Here is a 19,280-nt window from a genome sequence, read left to right on the forward strand (position 1 = left end):
ACTTCATGACGACGCGAGCAGCACTGCTCGTCCTCGCAGACGGCCGGTTCCCCGCCGGTGGGCACGCCCACTCCGGTGGCGCCGAGCCGGCCGTCAAGGCGGGACGTATCCGCGACGCCCAAGGCCTGGCCGAGTTCTGCCGGGGCCGACTGCACACCAGCGGGCTCACCTCCGCGGCCCTGGCCGCGGCCGCCGCCCACGGCCACGACCCGCTCGCCCTCGACGAGGCGGCGGACGCACGGACGCCCTCGCCCGCACTGCGGACCACCGCGCGCAAGCTCGGCCGGCAGATGATGCGGGCGGCACGGGCCACCTGGCCCAGCCCCGAGCTCACCGCGCTCGCCGAGGCCAGACCCCGCGGCGCGCACCAGCCGGTCGTCCTCGGCCTCACCGCACGCGCGGCGGGCCTGGGCCCTCTCGACGCGGCCCACTGCGTCGCCTACGAATCCGTCAGCGGACCCGCCACCGCAGTGGTCCGGCTGCTCTCCCTCGACCCGTTCGAGGCCACCGCCGTCCTCGCCGGGCTCACCCCCGATCTCGACCGGATCGCCGAGCAGGCCTCTGAAGCGGCGCGGCACGGCATCGACTCACTGCCCGCAGCCTCCGCCCCCCTGCTCGACATCTCCGCCGAGGCACACGCCGCCTGGCCGGTACGCCTCTTCGCGTCCTGACCCCCGCCCCTCCGCCATCCCAGGAGTCATGCCCATGCATCTCGACCACGCACACCACGCCCCCGCCGCCGTCAGCGCCGACGCGGCACGTCCCGACGGCACCCGGCGGGCCCTGCGCATCGGCCTGGGAGGCCCCGTCGGATCGGGCAAGACGGCCACCGTCGCCGCGCTCTGCCGCGCCCTGCGCGACCAGTTGTCCATCGCCGTGGTCACCAACGACATCTACACCCGCGAGGACGCTGCCTTCCTGCTCCGCAACGCCGTGCTGCCGCCCGAGCGCATCCAGGCGGTGGAGACCGGAGCCTGCCCGCACACCGCGATCCGGGACGACATCTCCGCCAACCTCGAAGCCGTCGAGGATCTGGAGGACTCCGTCGGCCCCCTCGACCTCATCCTCGTCGAGTCGGGCGGGGACAATCTCACCGCGACCTTCTCCAAGGGCCTCGTCGACGCCCAGCTCTTCGTCATCGACGTCGCGGGCGGCGACGACATTCCGCGCAAGGGCGGCCCCGGTGTCACCACCGCCGACCTCCTCGTGATCAACAAGACGGACCTCGCCCCTTACGTCGGCTCCGACCTGGAGCAGATGGGGCGCGACGCCGCTGAGCAGCGCGGCGAGCTCCCCGTGGTCTTCACCTCCCTGACCGGCCCCGAGGGCGTCGCCCCCGTCGCCGACTGGGTGCGGGCACGGCTCGCGGACTGGGCCGCGTGAGCGTCACCGCCACCGCGCGGATCACGGCCGCCGCCGACGGGCGGGGGTCCACCTCGCTCCCGGTGCTCGAGAGCGAGGGGCCGCTGGCCCTGCGCAGGACGAGATCCGCCGACCCCGCCCGCGCACGCGTGACCGTGGTCGGGGCCATGAGTGCTCCCCTCGCCGGTGACCGCCTCGCCGTCGAGGTGCGGACCGAGGACGGCGCACGGGTCACGGTCGACTCGGCCGCCGCCACCGTGGCCCTGCCGGGACCGCGTACGGACATCGGCCCCGCCTCGTACGACGTCCGGCTGACCGTGGGGGAGGAGGCCGAGCTCCACTGGCTCCCCGAACAGCTCATCTCGGCTTCCGGCAGCACGCTCGACATGACCACCCGCGCCGAACTCGCCCCCACGGCACGGCTGGCGCTGCGCGAGGAACTGATCCTCGGCCGGCACGGCGAGAGCACCGGCCGTCTCTCGAGCCGCCTGACGGTACGCAGGTCGGGCAGGCCACTGCTCGACCAGCAGTTGACCTACGGGCCGGGCGCACCACGAGGCTGGGACGGTGCGGCAGTCCTCGCCGGACATCGAGCCGTAGGGCAACTCCTTGTGGTGGACCCGATGTTCGAGCAGTACCTTCCTGAGCCGTGCCTGATGGGTCCGAGCGCCGCGCTCACCCCGCTGGCCGGTCCCGCCGTGCTCGTCACCGCGCTCGCCGCCGACGCGCGGCTCCTGCGCGCCGTTCTGGACGAGGCGTTCGAAGGGCTTCTGAAGGGGGCAAAGCCGCTGCGTAAGACCTGAGTTCGCTCAGCGGGACAGGCGGTACCGGTTATTGGTTCGGTAAAGAAACACCTGTACGCCCTGTTCTCAGCAACCCCACAGACGAAAGGATCCGCCAGGAGACAGGAACAGACGCGCAGCCAAGGGCCGCGCCACACACAGGGGGAGGTTCCACGTGAAGCGCACAGCGATGCTCGGCTCGGCCGGCACTCTGATCGCGGGGACGCTCATAGCGGGAGCGATAGCCGCACCGGCCGCAGGTGCCGACAGCCGGCACCAGGGCGACCAGCAGGCCCAAGGCGTGCAGATCGCCGCGGCCAGGGCGGCCAGGACGGGCATCGACTGGACGGACTGTCCGGCCGACTGGGCGATCGCCGCACCCATCCAGTGCGGCTGGGTGAGCGTCCCCCTGGACTACAGCAAGCCGAACGGCAAGCAGATCAAGCTCGCGGTCGACCGGCACGTCAGCACCGGCACCAAGAGCGAGCGACAGGGCGCCCTCGTCTACAACCCGGGTGGCCCCGGCGGCTCGGGCATGGCGTTCCCGAAGCGCATCGTGACCAAGAACCCGCTCTGGACGAAGGTCGCGCAGTCCTACGACTTCGTCGGATTCGACCCGCGCGGGGTCGGCCACTCGGCGCCCATCTCCTGCATCGATCCTCAGGAGTTCGTGAAGGCACCGAAGGCTGATCCGGTACCGGACAGCGAGGCGGACAAGCGGGCCCAGCGCAAGCTGGCCGCCGAGTACGCCGACGGCTGCGCCGAGCGGAGCGGCGAGATGCTGCCGCACATGACCACTCCCAACACGGCGCGCGACCTCGACGTCATCCGAGCCGCGCTCGGGGAGAAGAAGCTCAACTACCTGGGCGTCTCCTACGGCACCTACCTGGGCGCGGTCTACGGGACCCTCTTCCCCTCGCACGTCCGCCGCATGATCGTCGACAGCGTGGTCAACCCCGCGAAGGACAACATCTGGTACGAGGCCAACCTCGGCCAGGACGTCGCCTTCCAGACCCGCTGGAACGACTGGAAGGCATGGGTCGCCAAGAACGACGCGGCCTACCACATCGGCGACACGCCGGAGAAGGTCGAGAAGGCGTGGCTGACCCTGCGCGCGGCCGCGAAGAAGAACCCCATCGGTGGCGTCGTCGGACCCGCCGAGCTCATCGGGTTCTTCCAGAGCGCGCCGTACTACGACTCGGCCTGGGCGCCCACCGCCCAGATCTGGAGCGACTACCTGGGCGGCGACACCCAGGCGCTGATCGACGCGGCCGCACCCGATCTGTCGGACACCGCGGGCAACATCGGCGCGGAGAACAGCAACGCCGTGTACACGGCGGTCGAGTGCGCCGACGCCAAGTGGCCCACCAGCTGGAAGAAGTGGGACCGGGACAACACCCGGCTGCACAAGGATCACCCCTTCATGACCTGGGCCAACGCCTGGATGAACCTGCCCTGCGCCACCTGGCCGTCCCAGCAGCAGACGCCGCTGGACGTCCGGACCGGCAAGGGACTCCCGCCGGTGCTGATCGTGCAGTCCACCCGTGACGCCGCCACCCCTTACGAGGGCGCCGTCGAGCTGCACAAGCGCTTCAAGGGCTCCCGTCTCATCACCGAGAAGGACGCCGGATCGCACGGCGTCACCGGGCTCGTGAACCCGTGCATCAACGAGCGGGTCGACACCTATCTGCTCACCGGAAGGACCGACCGGAGCGATGTGACGTGCACCCCGCACGCCACGCCGAAGCCCTGATCACCCCCTGACGTGAGCGGGCGGCCGATGAATCCCGGCGGCCGCCCGCTCACCCCCGGTCGCGGCGGCGGTCTCACGCCCCGTGGCCGTGCTTCTCCAGCCAGGCGTCCTCCGCGGCGTAGTCGAACAGGGCCTCGCCGTAATGGGCTGCCATCTTCGGGAAGGCCTCCGTCCAGTGCCGGCCGTCCAGCTGCCCGGCCAGCCACTCGACGGTACGGGGCAACGACTCGGCGTACCCCGTCACCGGCCGGTACCCCAGCTCCCGCTCCGCGGCGGACATGTCGTAGACGACGGGACGGGCACCGCTCCACGGCGTGCTGCCGATGACGCCCTCCGGCGGAGCCCCCTCGATCAGCACCGTCTCCGTCTCCACGCCGAGCACCTCGTCCACGGCCACGCCGATCTCGGCGACCGTCGGTGCCTGCGGATCCGCCGAGTTGAGCACCCGGGAGCCCGGCCGCAGCGCGGCGAGCCGGATCAGCTCCGCGACGTTGGACACATGGACCGGATGGAAACGGCTCGCGCCGCCGTAGGCGAGCACCCTCCGTCTGCGCCCGTCCAACACCCGCTTGACGAAGTACAGCTCGCGCGGTGTGCGGCAGTGCTCCCCGTGGACCGCTCCCGCCCGCAGCAGGGTCACCGGCCAGGCGTCTCCCGACGCCAGCAACTCCTGCTCCAGCCTGACCTTGCGCGTTCCGTAGGTCGTGTCCCCCGGAGCGAGGGTCCGGTGCGTCTCCGGGACCGGCACCGGAAACTCCGGGAAACCGTCGGGCTGCTCCTGGGTGTCGAAGCTGCGGCCCCGGCCGTCCTCGTAGACGCCGCCGCTGGAAACGACGACCGCGGACCCCACCCGGTCCGCCAGTCCGATCAGCTGGGCCGCGTGGTCACGCCCGAACGCCACCATGTCGACCAGCACATCGCAGCCGTCGCCGAGCGCGGCCTCCAGGGCGCCCGCCTCCTCGCGGTCGAGCGCCACATCGCGGACGCCCGCGTCCCATCCGCTGTCGCGGCCCCCTCCCCGCGAGGCCGCGGTCACCTCCCAGCCGTCCTGGGCGAGGGCACGCACGGCCGCCCTGCCGATCTGTCCCGTCGCACCGAGTACGAACGCCCGTCCTCTGCTCATGGACCCAGACGCTACGGCTGTTCCCGCCGCCCGGACAGGGCGATCTGCCGGCAGCAGATTCCCCGCTCAGCGTGAGCGCCGCGGGAGCTTCCTGGACTCCTCGGCCTGCGCCGCCTTGGCCTTCGCCGCGTACTCGTCGACGTACTCCTGCCCGGAGAGGCCGAGGATGGCGTACATGATCTCGTCCGTCACAGCCCGGATCGCCGCCTTCTGATCCTCCAGCCCGGCGAAGCGGCTGAAATCCAGCGGCTCCCCGAACCGGATGGTGACCCGCTTGACCTTGGGCACCTTCTGGCCGGGCGGCTGGATCTCGAAGGTGCCGACCATCGCGCACGGGATCACCGGGACCCCGGCCCTGATCGCCATCACCGCCACGCCCACCTTGCCCTTGTAGAGACGTCCGTCGTGCGAGCGGGTGCCCTCCGGGTAGATGCCGAGCAGCTCACCCTTGTCCAGCACCCCGAGCCCTTCACGGATGGCCGCCTGGCCCGCCTCCTTCCCGGACCGGTCCACGGGGATCTGCCCGATGCTGTGGAAGAAGGCCGCGGTCAGCTTCCCCTTGATGCCGGGACCGGTGAAGTACTCGGCCTTCGCGAGGAAGGTGATACGCCGCTTGAGGATCGCGGGCATCAGGAAGTGGTCGGAGAAGGAGAGGTGGTTGCCCGCCACGATGGCCGCGCCGTCGTCGGGGATGTGCTCGAGCCCCTCGATGCGGGGACGGAACACCAGACGCAGCAAGGGGCCCAGGACGACGTACTTCAGTACGTAATAGAACACAGCTTCTCTCCTAGCCTTCCGGACCGGGCTGGTGGCCGCGTTCCGCGAGGCCACACGTGCGATCGGATCCGGCCCGGTCGGCCGCCGATCCGGCCTTCAGGGACGGGTACCCGCTCCTCGGCCTCTCACCTGATATGACGTCAGCAGGCGGTCGTATACGCCCGTCTGTCCCATGGATGATCGATCGTAGCTTCGTTTCGGGGACATCCGTAGCCCCGCGGCGCGAGGATGTCCCCGCGAGGGCCCGCGGTCCGCGGGCCCTACGTCGGCCGGATACTCGGGCGGGACGGCCGCAGCATCGGCCTCGCGCCGGTGAACCACTGGGCGGATCCTGCCTGATCCGCGGCGGGCACCCGGTCAGTCGGGCAGCACGCCGGAGGTCGCCACCACGGTGGCGAACACATCGGTGAGCATGGTCAGCGCGGCGGCCTTCAGCGTCGCCGCCTCCACCAGGGTGCCGTCGGGGGGAGAGGAGCGCCCGCGTGGCGGTCGCGTCGGCGACGACCGTGGGGCGGTATCCGAGGTTGAACGCCTCCTGGGCGGTGTAGTTGACGCACATGTGCGTCATGAAGCCCGCCAGTACCAGGCTTCCGCCGTCGCCCGCCCCGAAGCCCCGGTCGGTGAGCACCTTCTCCAGGCCGGTGGCGTGGAAGGCGTTGGGGTGCTGCTTGACCACGACCGGCTCGCCCGCCAGCGGGGCGACCTCCTCGCTGATGGCGCCGATATCCGCGCGGATGTCGTAGGGGGAGCCCTCACCACCGTCGTGGACGATGTGGATCACCGGGGTCCCGGCCGCGCGGGCCCGCGTCAGCAGACGGGCGCCGGCTGCGACGGCCTCCTCGGCACCCTCCAGGGCCATCACTCCGCCCCGGTAGGTGTTCTGGAAATCGATCATGATCAGAGCCGACCGGCTCAGCCGGGGAGGGGTGTCGTCCAGGCCGAGGAGAGTGCGCAGGGGCGTGGACGGCTGGGTGCTGGTCATCGTGGGTCCTTCCGGATCGGGATTTCGGCATGGCTGTGCTGCTCCCTCGGCCGGAGCCGAGGGGCTGTGCTGCTCCCTCGGCCGGAGCCGAGGGGCTGTGCTGCGGTTCGGAACGTCCGAGGGCCGTCCCGCCGGGTACGGCGGGACAGATCTCAGACCGACGCGGTCCTGAAGCGCCGGCGGTAGGCGGACGGTGTGGTGGCGAGCAGCCTCCCGAACGCCCGGTGGAGGGTCTCCACCGAACCGAGCCCGGTGGAGGCCGCGACCCGGCCGAGGGAGTGGTCGGTGCTCTCCAGGAGCCGCCGCGCCGCCTCCACCCGGGCCGCCTGCACATAGGCGGCCGGACCGGTCCCGGTCTCCTGCTTGAAGACCCGGGCGAAGTGCCGCTCGCTCAGGCGCATACGGTCGGCCAGCGCCCCGGCGGAGAGGTCCTGGTCGAGGTTGCCGGCCATCCAGGACCGCAGTTCGTCGATGTCCCTGCGGGAGGAGGCGGGACGGCTGATCGGCACCGAGAACTGGCTCTGACCGCCCTGCCGCTTGAGGAACATCACCAGTTGGCGCGCCACGGCCAGGGCCACCGACTCCCCGAGGTCCTCGGCCACCAGGGCGAGGGAGAGATCCAGGCAGGCGCTGATACCGGCCCCCGTCCACAACCGGCCGTGGTCGGCGCGGACGAAGATCGGATCGGGATCGACCGTGACCGCCGGATGATCGGCGGCCAGCTGCGCGGCGGTCGACCAGTGGGTCGTCGCCGTCCTTCCGTCCAGCAGACCGGCCGCCGCCAGGACATGGGCGCCCACACAGACCGAGGCGATCCGCCGGACGTGCGGCGCGGTGGCCCTCACCCAGGCCACGACCTCGGGATCGACGCGCGCGGTGGGGCCGTCCTCCGTGAGGTCGGCGGCGCCGGGGACCACCAGGGTGTCCGCCCCGTCGCCCACCTCGTCGAACGTCAGATCGGTCAGCAGTCGCACCCCTGCCGAGGTACGCACCGGGCCGGCCGCCGGGCCCGCCAGGAGCACCCGGTACGGGGTGTGGCCCGCGGCCTCCCGGTTGGCCAGGGCGAAGACCTCGGCCGGGCCGGTGACGTCGAGCAGGTCGACGCCGGGGAAGACCGCGATCACGACGCGGTGGGTGAGGGGCATGCCCTCATCCTCGCCGCCCCCGCGTCAGGGCCGCAATGACGGTTTCCTGTCACATCCGGACACGCCTCCCGGGTGCCGCCCCGCCTTTCGGGATGCTCCGGGCGATCCCGGACGCCAGGTCACGCACGGCCCTCCGGGACGCTCCGGCCGATCCCGGACCGCAGGTCACGCGCGGACGAGTCGCGCCATAGCCAGCCGTGCCGGACCCGCGTACGCGGCGACGGCGAGCACACCGCCCTCGATCCGGAGTGTCGTGGCCGATCCGCCCGCCCGGCGCGCGACCTCGTGGGACAGACGCAGCCGCACCGGCCCGGCCCTCACCCGCCAGACCCAGCTCCACCGCGCCTCGTCCACGGACTCCACGAAGAACCTCGCGGTCACACCGAACAGGGAGACGATCTCGCCACGCGCCCCCGGCGAGAGGCGCTCGCCGACTCCACGTACCGCTCTGATCTGCGGTGACCACGACGGCCACCGGGCGGGGGTGACGTAGCGGAGCCATACCTCCTCGGCCGGCGCGGAGCCCTGCGCCCGCAGCGTCAGGACGGTCACGATCCCGCCGTCCCCCGTCTCAAGCCTGGTGGTGGATGAATTCGTTGAGGGCCTTGCCAGGCCGCAGGGTGGCCTCGCCGCCGACGTCGTGGAAGCTGCCGAAGCCCACGAGGGTGACCGTCCTGCCCGCCTTGAGAGCCTCGGCGATCACCCCGGCCTCGCCCAGGGTGCCGAAAAGGGCGTCGACGAACCGGCCGATGTCGGCCGCCGGGATCTCGCCCCCGTCGGCCGTTCTGCGCCCGATCGCCTCGATCAGTCCGGACCTGTCCATGCGAGACACCCGCTTCCGCCGGCATGGGCGCGACCGAGCGCGCCGTGGTCGATGAACGGCGTGCCTGAAACGGCACTCCGCACCACGGATCATGCTCGCACCGCGGCAGCACACTCGCACGCGCAGCGTTCCGCCGTACGCGAGGACCCGGCGAGCCGCGCGGACCGCCGGGTCCGTGCCCCTCAGGTGTCGCGGGTGGCCAGCATCCCCAGGGTGGCCAGGCCCAGGACCACCCAGCCGAACCAGAGCCAGCCGTTGCTCCCCAGCGCCACCGTGTACGCGGTCACGGCGACCAGCGCTCCGATGGTGAGCACTCCCATGGTTTTCGTGGTTCCAGGCATGAGCACACGCTCCTCACCCGGCCGCACGGCCGTTGAGGACATGGTCACCCCTTGGGGGGTTCCACCGCTACACCGCTACCGCCCGCGCGCCTGCAACGACGCCAGATAGGCGTTGTACGCCTTCAGCTCCTGGTCCCCGTCACGGTCGGCCGCGCGGTCGGAACGCTTGGCTGTGCGCTGTTCGGAGCGGTACCACTGGAAGACCAGCGCGATCAGCACCAGCACGGAGGGGATCTCGCTGAAGGCCCAGGCGATCCCGCCCGCGGCGTTCTGGTCGCTCAGCGCGTCGATCCCGAGCGAGGACGGCGGATTCTCGTACACCTTCACCATCGGCTGGCTGGCCATCATCAGCGCGATCCCGAAGAACGCGTGGAAGGGCATGCCGGCGAACAGCTCGAGCATCCGCATCACGTAGCCGGGCCGGTGGGGGCCGGGGTCCACGCCCATGATCGGCCAGAAGAACACCAGGCCGACCGCCAGGAAGTGCACCATCATCGCGATGTGGCCGGTCTTCGACCCCATCAGGAAGTCGAACAGCGGGGTGAAGTACAGGCCGTACAGGCTCGCGATGAAGAGCGGGATGGTGAAGGCCGGATGCGTGATGATCTTCATGTAGCGGCTGTGCAGCAGCTTGAGGAGCAGCTCGCGCGGTCCCGTCCGGCCCCGGCCCGCGACCGGCAGGGCACGCAGCGCCAGGGTCACCGGGGCGCCGAGCAGCAGCAGGATGGGCGAGACCATGCTGATCACCATGTGCTGCATCATGTGCACGCTGAACATGACCATGCCGTAGTCGTTGAGTCCCGTGCACATCACCAGGGCGATGGACAGCACACCGACGACGAAGAGCACCGTCCGGTTCACCGGCCACGCGTCGCCCCGCCCGCGCAGCCGCAGTACCCCGTAGCCGTACAGGGCGAGTGCCGCGACGCAGCCGATCAGGAAGAACGGGTCCGCGGAGAACTCGAGCCCACGTCCCAGCGTGAACGGCGGCAGGTCCATGTCCATGCCGTGCCCGCTGTGATCCATCTGTCCACTCCCGCCGGGGGCATCCCCCGATTCGTGCCGGTTGTCCGGTCCAGACTAGAACCGCCCCCGGCCGCAGGTGCGGCCGGGGGCGGTTCACGAGGCGTCGTAGCGCTCAGAGAACGACCTGCGCCTCGGCGTAGCGCTCGGCCGGGACCGTCTTCAGGGTCTCCACGGCAGCCGCCAGCGGGACCATCGTGATGTCCGTCCCGCGCAGGGCCGTCATCATGCCGAACTCGCCGCGGTGGGCGGCCTCCACCGCGTGCCAGCCGAAGCGGGTGGCCAGGACGCGGTCGTACGCGGTCGGGGTGCCGCCGCGCTGCACGTGCCCGAGGATCACCGGGCGGGCCTCCTTGCCGAGGCGCTGCTCCAGCTCGCCGGAGAGCTGCGTCGCCACTCCGGCGAAGCGCTCGTGGCCGTAGATGTCCTTCTTGCCCTGGTTGAACTCCATGGAGCCCTCACGAGGCTTGGCGCCCTCCGCCACGACGACGATCGCGAACTTCTTGCCGTCCGAGAAACGGCGGCCGACCACCGAGGTCAGCTCGTCGATGTCGAAGGGGCGCTCGGGCACGACGATGGCGTGGGCGCCGGCCGCCATTCCCGAGTGCAGGGCGATCCACCCGGTGTGCCGGCCCATGACCTCGACGATCAGCACCCGCTGGTGGGACTCGGCGGTCGTCTTCAGCCGGTCGAGCGCCTCGGTGGCGACACCCACGGCGGTGTCGAAGCCGAAGGTCACGTCGGTGGAGGCGATGTCGTTGTCGATGGTCTTGGGCACACCGACGATGGGCAGACCCGCCTCGGAGAGCAGGTTCGCGGCCTTGAGGGTGCCCTCGCCGCCGATGGGGATGATCGCGTCCAGGCCGAGATCGGCGACATGGCCCTTCGCGCGCTCCACGCCGTCACGCAGATGCGCGGGCTGGACGCGGGAGGAGCCGAGAATGGTGCCGCCGCGGGCCAGGATGCCGCCGACCGCGTCGAGGTCGAGCTTGCGGTAGTCGCACTCGAGGAGGCCCTTCCACCCGTCGTGGAAGCCGATGACCTCGTCGCCGTGGTCGACCACCGCACGGTGGACGACGGAACGGATGACGGCATTGAGGCCGGGGCAGTCGCCGCCGGAGGTGAGCACACCAATTCGCATTGCCCGGGAAACCTTTGCAACGTGGGCCGACGCCGGACCACGTCGTCCGGTTGGATCCCCGCCACCCTACCGGCGCGGGGTGGCCGGACCGAACCCGCTGTCCGACTGCTGGACGTCCACCGGGTGTACACCGGCCGCACACACGAGGACCGGCCCAGGAAGGGCCGGTCCTCGTGACGCGTCAGGCGGGCTGCGTCGCCGCGGCGATGCGCTCGGCGCGGAGCGCCTCGTACCACCGGTCGTCGCTCGGCGGCAGCGCGTTCACGTCCAGGGCCAGCTTGAGCAGCAGGTCCGCGATCTGCGGGTTCCGCGCGAGCACGGGGCCGTGCATGTACGTACCGAAGACGGTGTCGTTGTACGCGCCCTCCGTCCCGTCACCCGTGCCGTTGCCCCGGCCGAACCGCACCCGGGCGAACGGGCGGGCCGTCGGCCCGAGATGGGTGATGCCCTGGTGGTTCTCGAAACCGGTCAGCGGCGGCAGCCCGAGGTTCGGGTCGATGTCCCCGAGCACGTCGCCGACGCACCGGGCACCCTCACCGCGGGTCGAGACGACGTCGAGCAGCCCGAGGCCGGGCTCCCGCTCGCCGAGGTCGTTGATGAACTCGTGGCCGAGGATCTGGTAGCCGGCGCAGACGGAGAAGATGATCGCCCCGTTGGCCGCCGCCCTGTTCAGCCCTCCGTCCCGGCGCAGCCGCTCGGATGCCAGCCGCTGAGGCCGGTCCTCGCCGCCGCCCACCAGGTAGATGTCGCCCGAGGTGGGAATCGGCTGGTCGCTGCGCACGTCCACGCGCGACACATCCAGACCGCGCTGGCGCGCCCGGCGCTCCACCACGAGGGCGTTGCCCTGGTCGCCGTAGGTGCTGAGGAGGTCCGGGTAGACCCACACCAGCCGCAGGCTGTTGTTGCTCATGCTTCGTCCTCTCCGGGGGTTGCCCGCGCGGGGGTCAGTTGCCGACACGACGGCGCAGATCCTGGAAGGCGGTGTAGTTCGCGATGACCTCGATACGGCCGGGCGGGGACATCTGGACGGCCTCGTCCAGGGTCTCGCACACGCGGAAGTCGAGACCGGCCACCTCGAGCCGGACCGCGAGGTCCAGCTTGCGGTCGCCGAGCACGAAGATCGGGTGACCGTGCAGCTGGGTGTAGTCGACGTCCCAGAGCCAGGAGGTGTCCGTGCCGTCGGCGCCGCGGGCGTTCACCGACAGGATCACCGGCGTGGGCGGCGGGTCGATCAGAGAGAACGTCTCCAGCCAGCCCGCGGGGTTCTTCGCCAGCAGCAGCCGGAGCTCACGGCCCAGGAAGCTGACCACGTCGTAGCGGCCGGCCACGGCCTGCACCTGGTACATGCGCTCCAGCGCGACCTGGGGCGGTACACCGAAGACGGCGGCCACGGCCGCCGAGCTCGTGGCGTTGGCCTTGTTGGCGCGGCCCGGCAGCTGGAGGTGGATCGGCCACGCGGAACCGTGCGGGTCCAGGACGTAGTCGCCGTTCAGCGCCCAGCTCGGCGCGGGGCGGCGGAAGCCGCACTCGCCGCAGAACCAGTCGTCACCGGGGCGCTGCATCACACCACCGCAGGAGGGGCAGGACCAGGCGTCGTCCTTCCATGCCTGCCCGGCCGCCACCCACACGACGTTGGGGGAGGAGGAAGCCGCCCAGACGATCAGCGGGTCGTCGGCGTTGGCTACGATCACGGCCTTGGAGCCCGACAGGCCCTCACGCCACTTCTCCGCCAGCATCCGGGTCTCCGCCGCACGGTCCAGCTGGTCGCGGGAGAGGTTGAGCAGCGCGATCACCTTGGGCGTCGTGTCGCGCGCCACACCGGCGAGATACTTCTCGTCGACCTCGATCACGCCGTACCGCGCGTCCGACCCCCCTGCGAGGGCGGAGGTGATGCCCGCGGGCATGTTGGCGCCGAGCGCGTTCGACACGACGGGCCCCGCGGCCCTGAGTGCCTCGGCGATCAGCCGGGTGGTGGTCGTCTTGCCGTTCGTCGCCGACACGAGGATCACGTCCAGGTGCTGCGCCAGCCGCCCGAGCAGGTCGGGGTCGAGCTTGAGCGCCACCCGGCCGCCGATCACCGATCCGCTGCCGCGCCCCGCGGCGCGCGACACCGCCGCCGCGGCCTTGCCCGCCGTCACGGCGAGCTTGGCCCGCGGCGACAACGGCTCCGTGTTGCCTGCCATCGTCCTAGATCCTCCTTGCGTAAGTCCGCACCCAGCCTATCGATGTCCGGCCCGCCGCCCGCACCTCGGCACCACGGGGAACGTGGAGGTCACGTGGAACGTACGCTTCTCCCCATGCGAAACCGCCCGATCCCCGGCAGTTCCGGACGCGTTCGGGCCATGAGCCTGTTCGGCGCCCCCGTGCTCCACGCTCCCTGCGGCGAGGTCACCGACTTCGGCCCGTCGCTCGCCGTGCTCGTGGAGGACATGTTCGCCACCATGTACGCGGCGAACGGCGTCGGGCTGGCCGCCAACCAGATCGGTTTTCCGCTCAGGGTGTTCGTCTACGACTGCCCGGACGACGACGAGGTCCGGCACGTGGGCCACATCGTCAACCCGGTACTGGTCGAGGCGGACGGCATCACCGTACGCGGGCCGGAGGGCTGCCTCTCGCTCCCGGGGCTGGAAGCCGGCACGCCGCGCTTCGACCGGGCGGTGGTCGAGGGCCGGACACTGACCGGCGACCCGGTGCGGGTCACCGGAACCGGCTGGTTCGCCCGGTGCCTGCAGCACGAGTGCGACCACCTCGACGGGACGGTCTACACCGACCGGCTGACGGGCCTGCGCCGTACGAGGGCGTTGCGGGCGGCCCGGCGCGCCCCGTGGGCCCGTACGACCGCCGGAGGCTGATCCGCGCACCGGCGGGAAAGGGTTCAGAAGCCGCGGCCTCCGGGCAGGTCGCCCGCCTCGGCCAGCCTGCCCCACAGGAGGTCGGCGAGGCTGCGTACCAGTTGCTCCCGGGAGCACGGCCGGTCGCCCAGCCACCAGTCACCCGCGGCGTGCATCATGCCGACGATGCCGTGACCCCAGATGCGGGCCATCTGCTCGCTGTCCGGTCCCAGGTCGACACGCTCCACGATCACCTTGCCGAGCTCCTCGCCCAGGCGCCGAAGCAGCGGCGCCGAGTGCCGGCCCACGTCGAAGCCCTGCTCGGGAAGAGGGGCCGCGTCGTCGGACGGGTGCATGAGGAAGCGGTAGACCTGCGGGCGTGCCTCGATGGCCGCGAGATAGGTGTCGAGCGTCGCCTCGACGCGCTCGCGTCTCTCCGAGGGCGCGTCGAGCGCCGCTCTCAGCGCGCTCAGCAGGGCGTCGGTATGACGTTTGGCGAGGGCGCGGTAGAGGCCGCCCTTGTCGCCGAAGTGCCGGTAGAGGATGGGCTTGGTGATGCCCGCCTCGGCGGCGATGGCGTTCATCGACGCCTTGGGGCCGTCCCTGAGCACCACCCGGTCCGCGGCTTCCAGCAGCTCCCGACGGCGGCGCTCGGCCGCAGTCCGCTGCCGCTCGGCCCCTCGTGTGGTCTCCATGTCGTCTCTCCCGCCCCACCCGGCTGTCCTGCGATCTCGTCACGCCCGGGCAACGTAACACCCTGCTCCGACCGGCGCGGATCCGTCGCCGGTCGGTTGACAGAGGCTACTTGCTGGTAACAGACTGCGGTTACCGCTAGTAACGGTTTGATCCGGAAGTGCATGGAGGGAACCATGGCCGAGTTCACGCTCGAGCTCAACGACGACCAGAAGCAGGTCCGTGACTGGCTGCACGGATTCGCCGCCGAGGTGATCCGGCCGGCCGCTTCGGAGTGGGACGAGCGTGAGGAGACGCCCTGGCCCGTCATCCAGGAGGCCGCCAAGGTCGGCATCTACTCCCTCGACTTCTACGCCCAGCAGTTCTTCGACCCTACGGGGCTGGGCATCCCCATGGCCATGGAGGAACTGTTCTGGGGTGACGCGGGCATCGCCCTGTCGATCGTCGGGACGGGCCTCGCGGCCGTCGGCGTCCTCGCCAACGGCACCGAGGAGCAGATCGGCACCTGGATACCCCAGATGTACGGGGACGCCGACGACGTGAAGGTCGCCGCCTTCTGCTCCTCCGAGCCCGACGCCGGTTCGGACGTCGCCTCCATGCGGACCCGCGCGGTCTACGACGAGGCGAAGGACGAATGGGTGCTCAACGGCACCAAGACCTGGGCGACCAACGGCGGCATCGCCAACGTCCACGTCGTCGTCGCCGTGGTCGACCCGGAACTGGGCTCCAAGGGGCACGCCTCGTTCATCGTCCCGCCGGCCACCCCCGGGCTCTCGCAGGGCCAGAAGTTCAAGAAGCACGGCATCCGCGCCTCGCACACCGCGGAGGTCGTCCTGGAGGACGTCCGGGTGCCCGGCCACTGCCTGCTCGGCGGCAAGGACAAGCTCGACGAGCGCCTCGCCCGCGCCAGGGAGCGGGCCAGGTCCGGCGGCGAGCGCGTCAAGAACGCCGCGATGGCGACCTTCGAGGCCTCCCGGCCCGCCGTCGGGGCAATGGCGGTGGGCACGGCCCGCGCCGCCTACGAGGTGGCGCTGGACTACGCGAAGACCCGGACCCAGTTCGGCCGCCCGATCATCGACAACCAGGGCATCGCCTTCCAGCTGGCCGACATGCGCACCCGCATCGACGCCGCCCGGCTGCTCGTCTGGCGCGCCTCCTGGATGGCCAGCGCGGGCAAGCCGTTCACCGCGGCCGAGGGCTCGATGTCCAAGCTGTACGCGAGTGAGACGGCGAAGGCGGTCACGGCGCAGGCCGTGCAGATCCTCGGCGGCAACGGTTTCACCCGTGAGTACCCGGTCGAGCGCATGCACCGGGACGCCGCGATCTACACCATCTTCGAGGGCACGAGCGAGATCCAGCGCCTGGTCATCGCCCGCACCCTGTCGGGGATGCCCATCCGCTGAGGCTTCCCCGCAGGACTCGGGGGCCGGACCACGGTGCGTGGTCCGGCCCCCGACCGCTTTCTCAGCGGGGCAGCTGCGCCTCGATGGCCGCGACGACCGCCGGGTCCTCCGGCTCGGTGCGGGGGCGGATCCGGGCGACGGGCTCACCCGCGGGGGAGATCAGGAACTTCTCGAAGTTCCACTGGACGTCGCCGGCCGCGCCCTCGGCGTCCGCGAGCCGCGTCAGCTCCGCGTACAGCGGGTGCTGGTCCTCCCCGTTGACGTCGGTCTTCTCCAGCAGCGGGAAGCTCACCCCGTACGTCGTCGAGCAGAAGGTCTGGATCTCCTCGGCGCTGCCCGGCTCCTGGCCCATGAACTGGTTGCACGGCACTCCGAGGACGGTGAACCCGCGGTCCGCGTACTCCTTCTGGAGCCTCTCCAGACCGGCGTACTGCGGGGTGAGGCCGCACTTCGACGCGACGTTCACCACCAGGACGGCGGAGCCCGCGTACGCGCCCAGCGTGGTCGGTTCGCCGGTGAGGGTGCGGAGCGGGATGTCGTGCAGGGTCATGGGCTGTCTCCTTCTGGGCGTGGCCTGACCCTTCATTGTGACGTCCCTTCACCGGAGGCCTCCGCGGGGCCCAGCGTCCGGTAGTAGAACGTCGTCGCCCTGAGCGTGCCGTACGGGTCCGCCGCGTAGTCGGGGACGGATCCGCAGGCGGTCCAGCCCGCCGACCGGTAGAGCCGTTCCGCGTCGCTCCCCGTCTCGGTGTCCAGGACCAGCAGCGTCAGTCCTTCCGCGGTGGCGGACCGCTCGGCGGCGTCGAGCAGCGCGCGGCCGACCCCGCGGCCGCGCGCGGAAGGCCGGACCACGAGTTTGGCGATCTCCGCGCGATGCCGGGCGTTGGGCAAGGGCTGCCTGACCAGGCTGATGGTGCCGGCCACCCGCTGGTCGTCCCTGGCGACCCAGATCCGATGGCTCCCCGACTCCACAGCGGCGGCCCGCTCCCGCCACCAGGCGGCGGCCGTCGTCCGTTCCAGCGGGGCGAGGAACCCCACGGAGGCCCCGCCGTCCACCGCCTCGATCAGCAGGGCGGCGAGCTCGTCGGCGTACGTGACGAGTTCGGGGCCGGACACGGGGGTGATCTCGGTCATCGAGTGGTCCTTTCGCGTTCGGGTGGGACGGTTCAGGGAGATGCAGGAGTGTCCCTCCGCGCGCCGACAGGGTGATGGCATGTCAGGCTGATGAACGGCACATAAGCGTCACTTCAGCTTATGTCGGACGTCGAAACGTGGAGCCGAGGAGGCTGACATGTCTGGAAGTACGACGGGGGCGCGAGGGGACCATGGCGCCGACGGGGCGGGGCGGGGGACCGCCGACCGAGGGACCGCCGGCCGAGGTAGCGCCGGTAAGGCGGCGACGGGCAGCGCGGCCGCGTCCGGCTGGACCGTGTTCGCCGGTGTGATGATGATCTTCGGTGGCGCCATGGCGATCTTCGAGGGCATCGCGGCCATCGCGGAGGACGACCTGTTCGTCTCGACCCGCAACTACGTGTTCCAGTTCAGCCTGACCGGCTGGGGCTGGATCCATCTCATCCTCGGCATCGTCGTCGTGGTCGCCGGGTTCGCCGTGTTCAGCGGTGCGCTCTGGGCCCGCGGCGTCGGAGTCGTGCTCGCCGGGCTCCTTGCCCTCGCCAACTTCATGTGGCTCCCGTACTACCCCTTCTGGTCCCTCATCCTCATCGCGATCAACGTCTTCGTCATCTGGGCGCTGTGCGCGGGGCCGCAGAAGGGCGTTCGAGCCTGAGGACGAGGACGTAGGAGACCACCACCGAGACGATGACGAGCGGCATCACGGTGACGCCCTCGGCGCCCAGCAGCAGTGTGGCCAGCAGGACCGAGGTCATCGGAAGCCGCAGCATGGCCACGCACATGGCGCCGATCCCCATCGCGAATCCCGGGACGAAGTGGAGGCCGGGCAGGTGTGAGAACACCAGCCCGGCCGCCGCTCCGAGGAACATCGCCGGGAAGATGGGCCCGCCCCGGAACGCGCTCAGGGACGCGGAGTAGGCGAGGGCCTTGCAGACGACCAGGATCAGAAGCGTCCCGACCGTGTACGTCGCCTCGCCGGCCAGCAGGCCGCCCAGATCGTCCTGGCCGGAGTACAGCACCTCGGATCCGTTCCTCCCCGTGCTCTCGGCGTACAGCAGGGCGAGGACGCCCACCGTGAGCCCCATGGCCACCGTCCAGGCGACGCGGCGCCGGTCGACCCGCTCCTGGACCGACAGGGACAGCCGCTTGATGCCCAGTCCGGCGAAGGCGGCGACGACGCCGAGTGCGATGGCCCAGCCGAACTCCGAGAGAGAGGGGTCGGTGGTGTGAGGCACGTCGGGGAGTGTGAGGGAGTACGTCCCCAGCCCGGTCCACGACCCCAGGCCCACGAAGAAGAGCGCCCCGATGCCTGCCGACAGCAGCCCTGGCACGAGCACCAGGCCGAGTGTCATCCCCGCGAGGCCGGACGCCTCCATCAGCAGGAAGGCGCCGAGCAGTGGCGAGCCCAGCAGTGCGCTGACCGCGGCGAAGCTGCCGGCCGCCGCCACCAGTGCGCCGGCTCTCGGTGCGATGCCGGGCCTGACCAGTCGGGCGGCGTACGCGGCCAGTCCGCCCCCCAGGGCGATCAGTGGTGCCTCCGGGCCGAGCACCGCGCCGAGCCCGAGCGAGGCGAGCGCGGCAAGGGCGACCCCCGGCAGCTCCGCGGCCGTGGGGGCCCCGCTGTTCACGAATCCCTCGGCCGGTTTGTGCCCGCCCGTACCCGGAAGGTGACGGATGGCCAGCCCGGTCAGCAGGCCCGACAGGGCGAGCAGCGGTACCGGCCACCAGTTCGGTGTCCCGTCGAAACCGAGGGCACGGGGCAGGTCCTTGTAGGTGAGGGACTCGATCTCGTGGACGAGCGCCAGGAACCCGAAGGCCGCGGCCGAGATGGGTACGCCGAGGGCGGCCACCAGGACGAGGTGGGCCACGTACTCCCGGGAACGGATCACCGTGAGCGGATCCGGCGACTCCGGGCCGGACGCCGCGGCCGGTTCGGCGGACATGGGCATGGTCTCCTCAAGGTCGGTTCC

At 71.2% G+C, this 19,280-nt stretch carries 21 protein-coding genes and 1 pseudogene; 7 read left to right on the forward strand and 15 right to left on the reverse strand.

The window, feature by feature from the left end; all coding sequences use genetic code 11:
- The first annotated feature begins 5 nt into the window (after window positions 1-5).
- The 4 genes from ACGFNN_RS05000 (at window position 6) to ACGFNN_RS05015 (ending at window position 3,897) form a co-directional block, all read left to right on the forward strand.
- Window positions 6-671: an urease accessory protein UreF gene (locus tag ACGFNN_RS05000; RefSeq protein WP_393553073.1), complete on the forward strand. Its 666-nt coding sequence runs from the start codon at window positions 6-8 to the stop codon at window positions 669-671.
- Between the two features lie 34 nt (window positions 672-705).
- A complete protein-coding gene (ureG, locus tag ACGFNN_RS05005) occupies window positions 706-1,383 on the forward strand; it encodes an urease accessory protein UreG (protein WP_362667849.1) in 678 nt (225 codons plus the stop codon).
- Window positions 1,380-2,165 carry an urease accessory protein UreD gene (locus tag ACGFNN_RS05010; RefSeq protein ID WP_393553075.1) on the forward strand — a complete coding sequence of 262 codons (786 nt, stop codon included), beginning with the start codon at window positions 1,380-1,382 and terminating at the stop codon, window positions 2,163-2,165. The genes ureG and ACGFNN_RS05010 overlap by 4 nt, the downstream gene beginning before the upstream one ends.
- A gap of 169 nt (window positions 2,166-2,334) precedes the next feature.
- On the forward strand, window positions 2,335-3,897 hold the full coding sequence (locus tag ACGFNN_RS05015) for an alpha/beta hydrolase (protein ID WP_393554026.1): 1,563 nt from the start codon (window positions 2,335-2,337) through the stop codon (window positions 3,895-3,897).
- 73 nt (window positions 3,898-3,970) lie between these two features.
- Here ACGFNN_RS05015 and ACGFNN_RS05020 read toward each other — a convergent pair whose 3' ends face one another.
- The 11 genes and pseudogenes from ACGFNN_RS05020 to ACGFNN_RS05070 form a co-directional block, all read right to left on the reverse strand.
- A complete protein-coding gene (locus tag ACGFNN_RS05020) occupies window positions 3,971-5,020 on the reverse strand; it encodes an NAD-dependent epimerase/dehydratase family protein (protein WP_393553077.1) in 1,050 nt (349 codons plus the stop codon).
- 66 nt (window positions 5,021-5,086) lie between these two features.
- Entirely contained in the window at window positions 5,087-5,797 is a 711-nt protein-coding gene (locus ACGFNN_RS05025) for a lysophospholipid acyltransferase family protein (RefSeq protein ID WP_362555190.1), read from the reverse strand.
- A 357-nt stretch (window positions 5,798-6,154) separates the two neighbouring features.
- Window positions 6,155-6,779 (reverse strand): annotated as a pseudogene (locus ACGFNN_RS05030) (cysteine hydrolase family protein).
- Window positions 6,780-6,931: 152 nt separating this feature from the next.
- Complete coding sequence (locus ACGFNN_RS05035; protein WP_393553079.1) at window positions 6,932-7,924, reverse strand: GlxA family transcriptional regulator; 993 nt, start codon at window positions 7,922-7,924, stop codon at window positions 6,932-6,934.
- Between the two features lie 165 nt (window positions 7,925-8,089).
- A complete protein-coding gene (locus ACGFNN_RS05040) occupies window positions 8,090-8,476 on the reverse strand; it encodes an SRPBCC family protein (RefSeq protein WP_393553081.1) in 387 nt (128 codons plus the stop codon).
- A gap of 19 nt (window positions 8,477-8,495) precedes the next feature.
- Window positions 8,496-8,747, reverse strand: a complete 252-nt coding sequence (locus ACGFNN_RS05045; RefSeq protein ID WP_362667831.1) for an HU family DNA-binding protein — start codon at window positions 8,745-8,747, stop codon at window positions 8,496-8,498.
- A 182-nt stretch (window positions 8,748-8,929) separates the two neighbouring features.
- Window positions 8,930-9,088, reverse strand: a complete 159-nt coding sequence (locus tag ACGFNN_RS05050; protein WP_362555200.1) for a hypothetical protein — start codon at window positions 9,086-9,088, stop codon at window positions 8,930-8,932.
- A 75-nt stretch (window positions 9,089-9,163) separates the two neighbouring features.
- Window positions 9,164-10,114: a cytochrome c oxidase assembly protein gene (locus tag ACGFNN_RS05055; protein ID WP_393553083.1), complete on the reverse strand. Its 951-nt coding sequence runs from the start codon at window positions 10,112-10,114 to the stop codon at window positions 9,164-9,166.
- A gap of 112 nt (window positions 10,115-10,226) precedes the next feature.
- Entirely contained in the window at window positions 10,227-11,252 is a 1,026-nt protein-coding gene (locus tag ACGFNN_RS05060) for a 6-phosphofructokinase (RefSeq protein ID WP_393553085.1), read from the reverse strand.
- A 181-nt stretch (window positions 11,253-11,433) separates the two neighbouring features.
- Window positions 11,434-12,162 (reverse strand): type 1 glutamine amidotransferase, encoded by a 729-nt coding sequence (locus tag ACGFNN_RS05065; protein ID WP_393553087.1) that lies wholly within the window; start codon window positions 12,160-12,162, stop codon window positions 11,434-11,436.
- A gap of 34 nt (window positions 12,163-12,196) precedes the next feature.
- Window positions 12,197-13,435: a MurT ligase domain-containing protein gene (locus ACGFNN_RS05070; protein WP_362555207.1), complete on the reverse strand. Its 1,239-nt coding sequence runs from the start codon at window positions 13,433-13,435 to the stop codon at window positions 12,197-12,199.
- Between the two features lie 114 nt (window positions 13,436-13,549).
- Here ACGFNN_RS05070 and def point away from each other — a divergent pair, with 114 nt between their 5' ends.
- On the forward strand, window positions 13,550-14,104 hold the full coding sequence (gene def / locus ACGFNN_RS05075; RefSeq protein ID WP_365524325.1) for a peptide deformylase: 555 nt from the start codon (window positions 13,550-13,552) through the stop codon (window positions 14,102-14,104).
- Between the two features lie 23 nt (window positions 14,105-14,127).
- Here def and ACGFNN_RS05080 read toward each other — a convergent pair whose 3' ends face one another.
- Window positions 14,128-14,778: a TetR family transcriptional regulator gene (locus ACGFNN_RS05080; RefSeq protein ID WP_362555210.1), complete on the reverse strand. Its 651-nt coding sequence runs from the start codon at window positions 14,776-14,778 to the stop codon at window positions 14,128-14,130.
- Window positions 14,779-14,952: 174 nt separating this feature from the next.
- Here ACGFNN_RS05080 and ACGFNN_RS05085 point away from each other — a divergent pair, with 174 nt between their 5' ends.
- Window positions 14,953-16,179, forward strand: a complete 1,227-nt coding sequence (locus ACGFNN_RS05085) for an acyl-CoA dehydrogenase family protein (RefSeq protein ID WP_362555212.1) — start codon at window positions 14,953-14,955, stop codon at window positions 16,177-16,179.
- A gap of 61 nt (window positions 16,180-16,240) precedes the next feature.
- On the opposite strand, the gene ACGFNN_RS05090 is transcribed toward ACGFNN_RS05085, so the two are convergent.
- Together ACGFNN_RS05090 and ACGFNN_RS05095 are read right to left on the reverse strand one after the other, a co-directional pair.
- Window positions 16,241-16,729: a glutathione peroxidase gene (locus ACGFNN_RS05090; RefSeq protein ID WP_393553089.1), complete on the reverse strand. Its 489-nt coding sequence runs from the start codon at window positions 16,727-16,729 to the stop codon at window positions 16,241-16,243.
- A gap of 32 nt (window positions 16,730-16,761) precedes the next feature.
- Window positions 16,762-17,313 (reverse strand): GNAT family N-acetyltransferase, encoded by a 552-nt coding sequence (locus ACGFNN_RS05095; protein WP_393553091.1) that lies wholly within the window; start codon window positions 17,311-17,313, stop codon window positions 16,762-16,764.
- Window positions 17,314-17,470: 157 nt separating this feature from the next.
- Between ACGFNN_RS05095 and ACGFNN_RS05100 the strand changes: the two genes are divergently transcribed.
- Window positions 17,471-17,965 carry a hypothetical protein gene (locus ACGFNN_RS05100; protein WP_393553093.1) on the forward strand — a complete coding sequence of 165 codons (495 nt, stop codon included), beginning with the start codon at window positions 17,471-17,473 and terminating at the stop codon, window positions 17,963-17,965.
- Here the strand turns inward: ACGFNN_RS05100 and ACGFNN_RS05105 are convergent.
- Window positions 17,919-19,253 carry a chloride channel protein gene (locus ACGFNN_RS05105; RefSeq protein WP_393553095.1) on the reverse strand — a complete coding sequence of 445 codons (1,335 nt, stop codon included), beginning with the start codon at window positions 19,251-19,253 and terminating at the stop codon, window positions 17,919-17,921. The genes ACGFNN_RS05100 and ACGFNN_RS05105 overlap by 47 nt on opposite strands.
- Window positions 19,254-19,280 lie beyond the last annotated feature (27 nt).

This window comes from Streptomyces sp. NPDC048590, assembly GCF_043199535.1.
Taxonomy (GTDB): domain Bacteria; phylum Actinomycetota; class Actinomycetes; order Streptomycetales; family Streptomycetaceae; genus Streptomyces.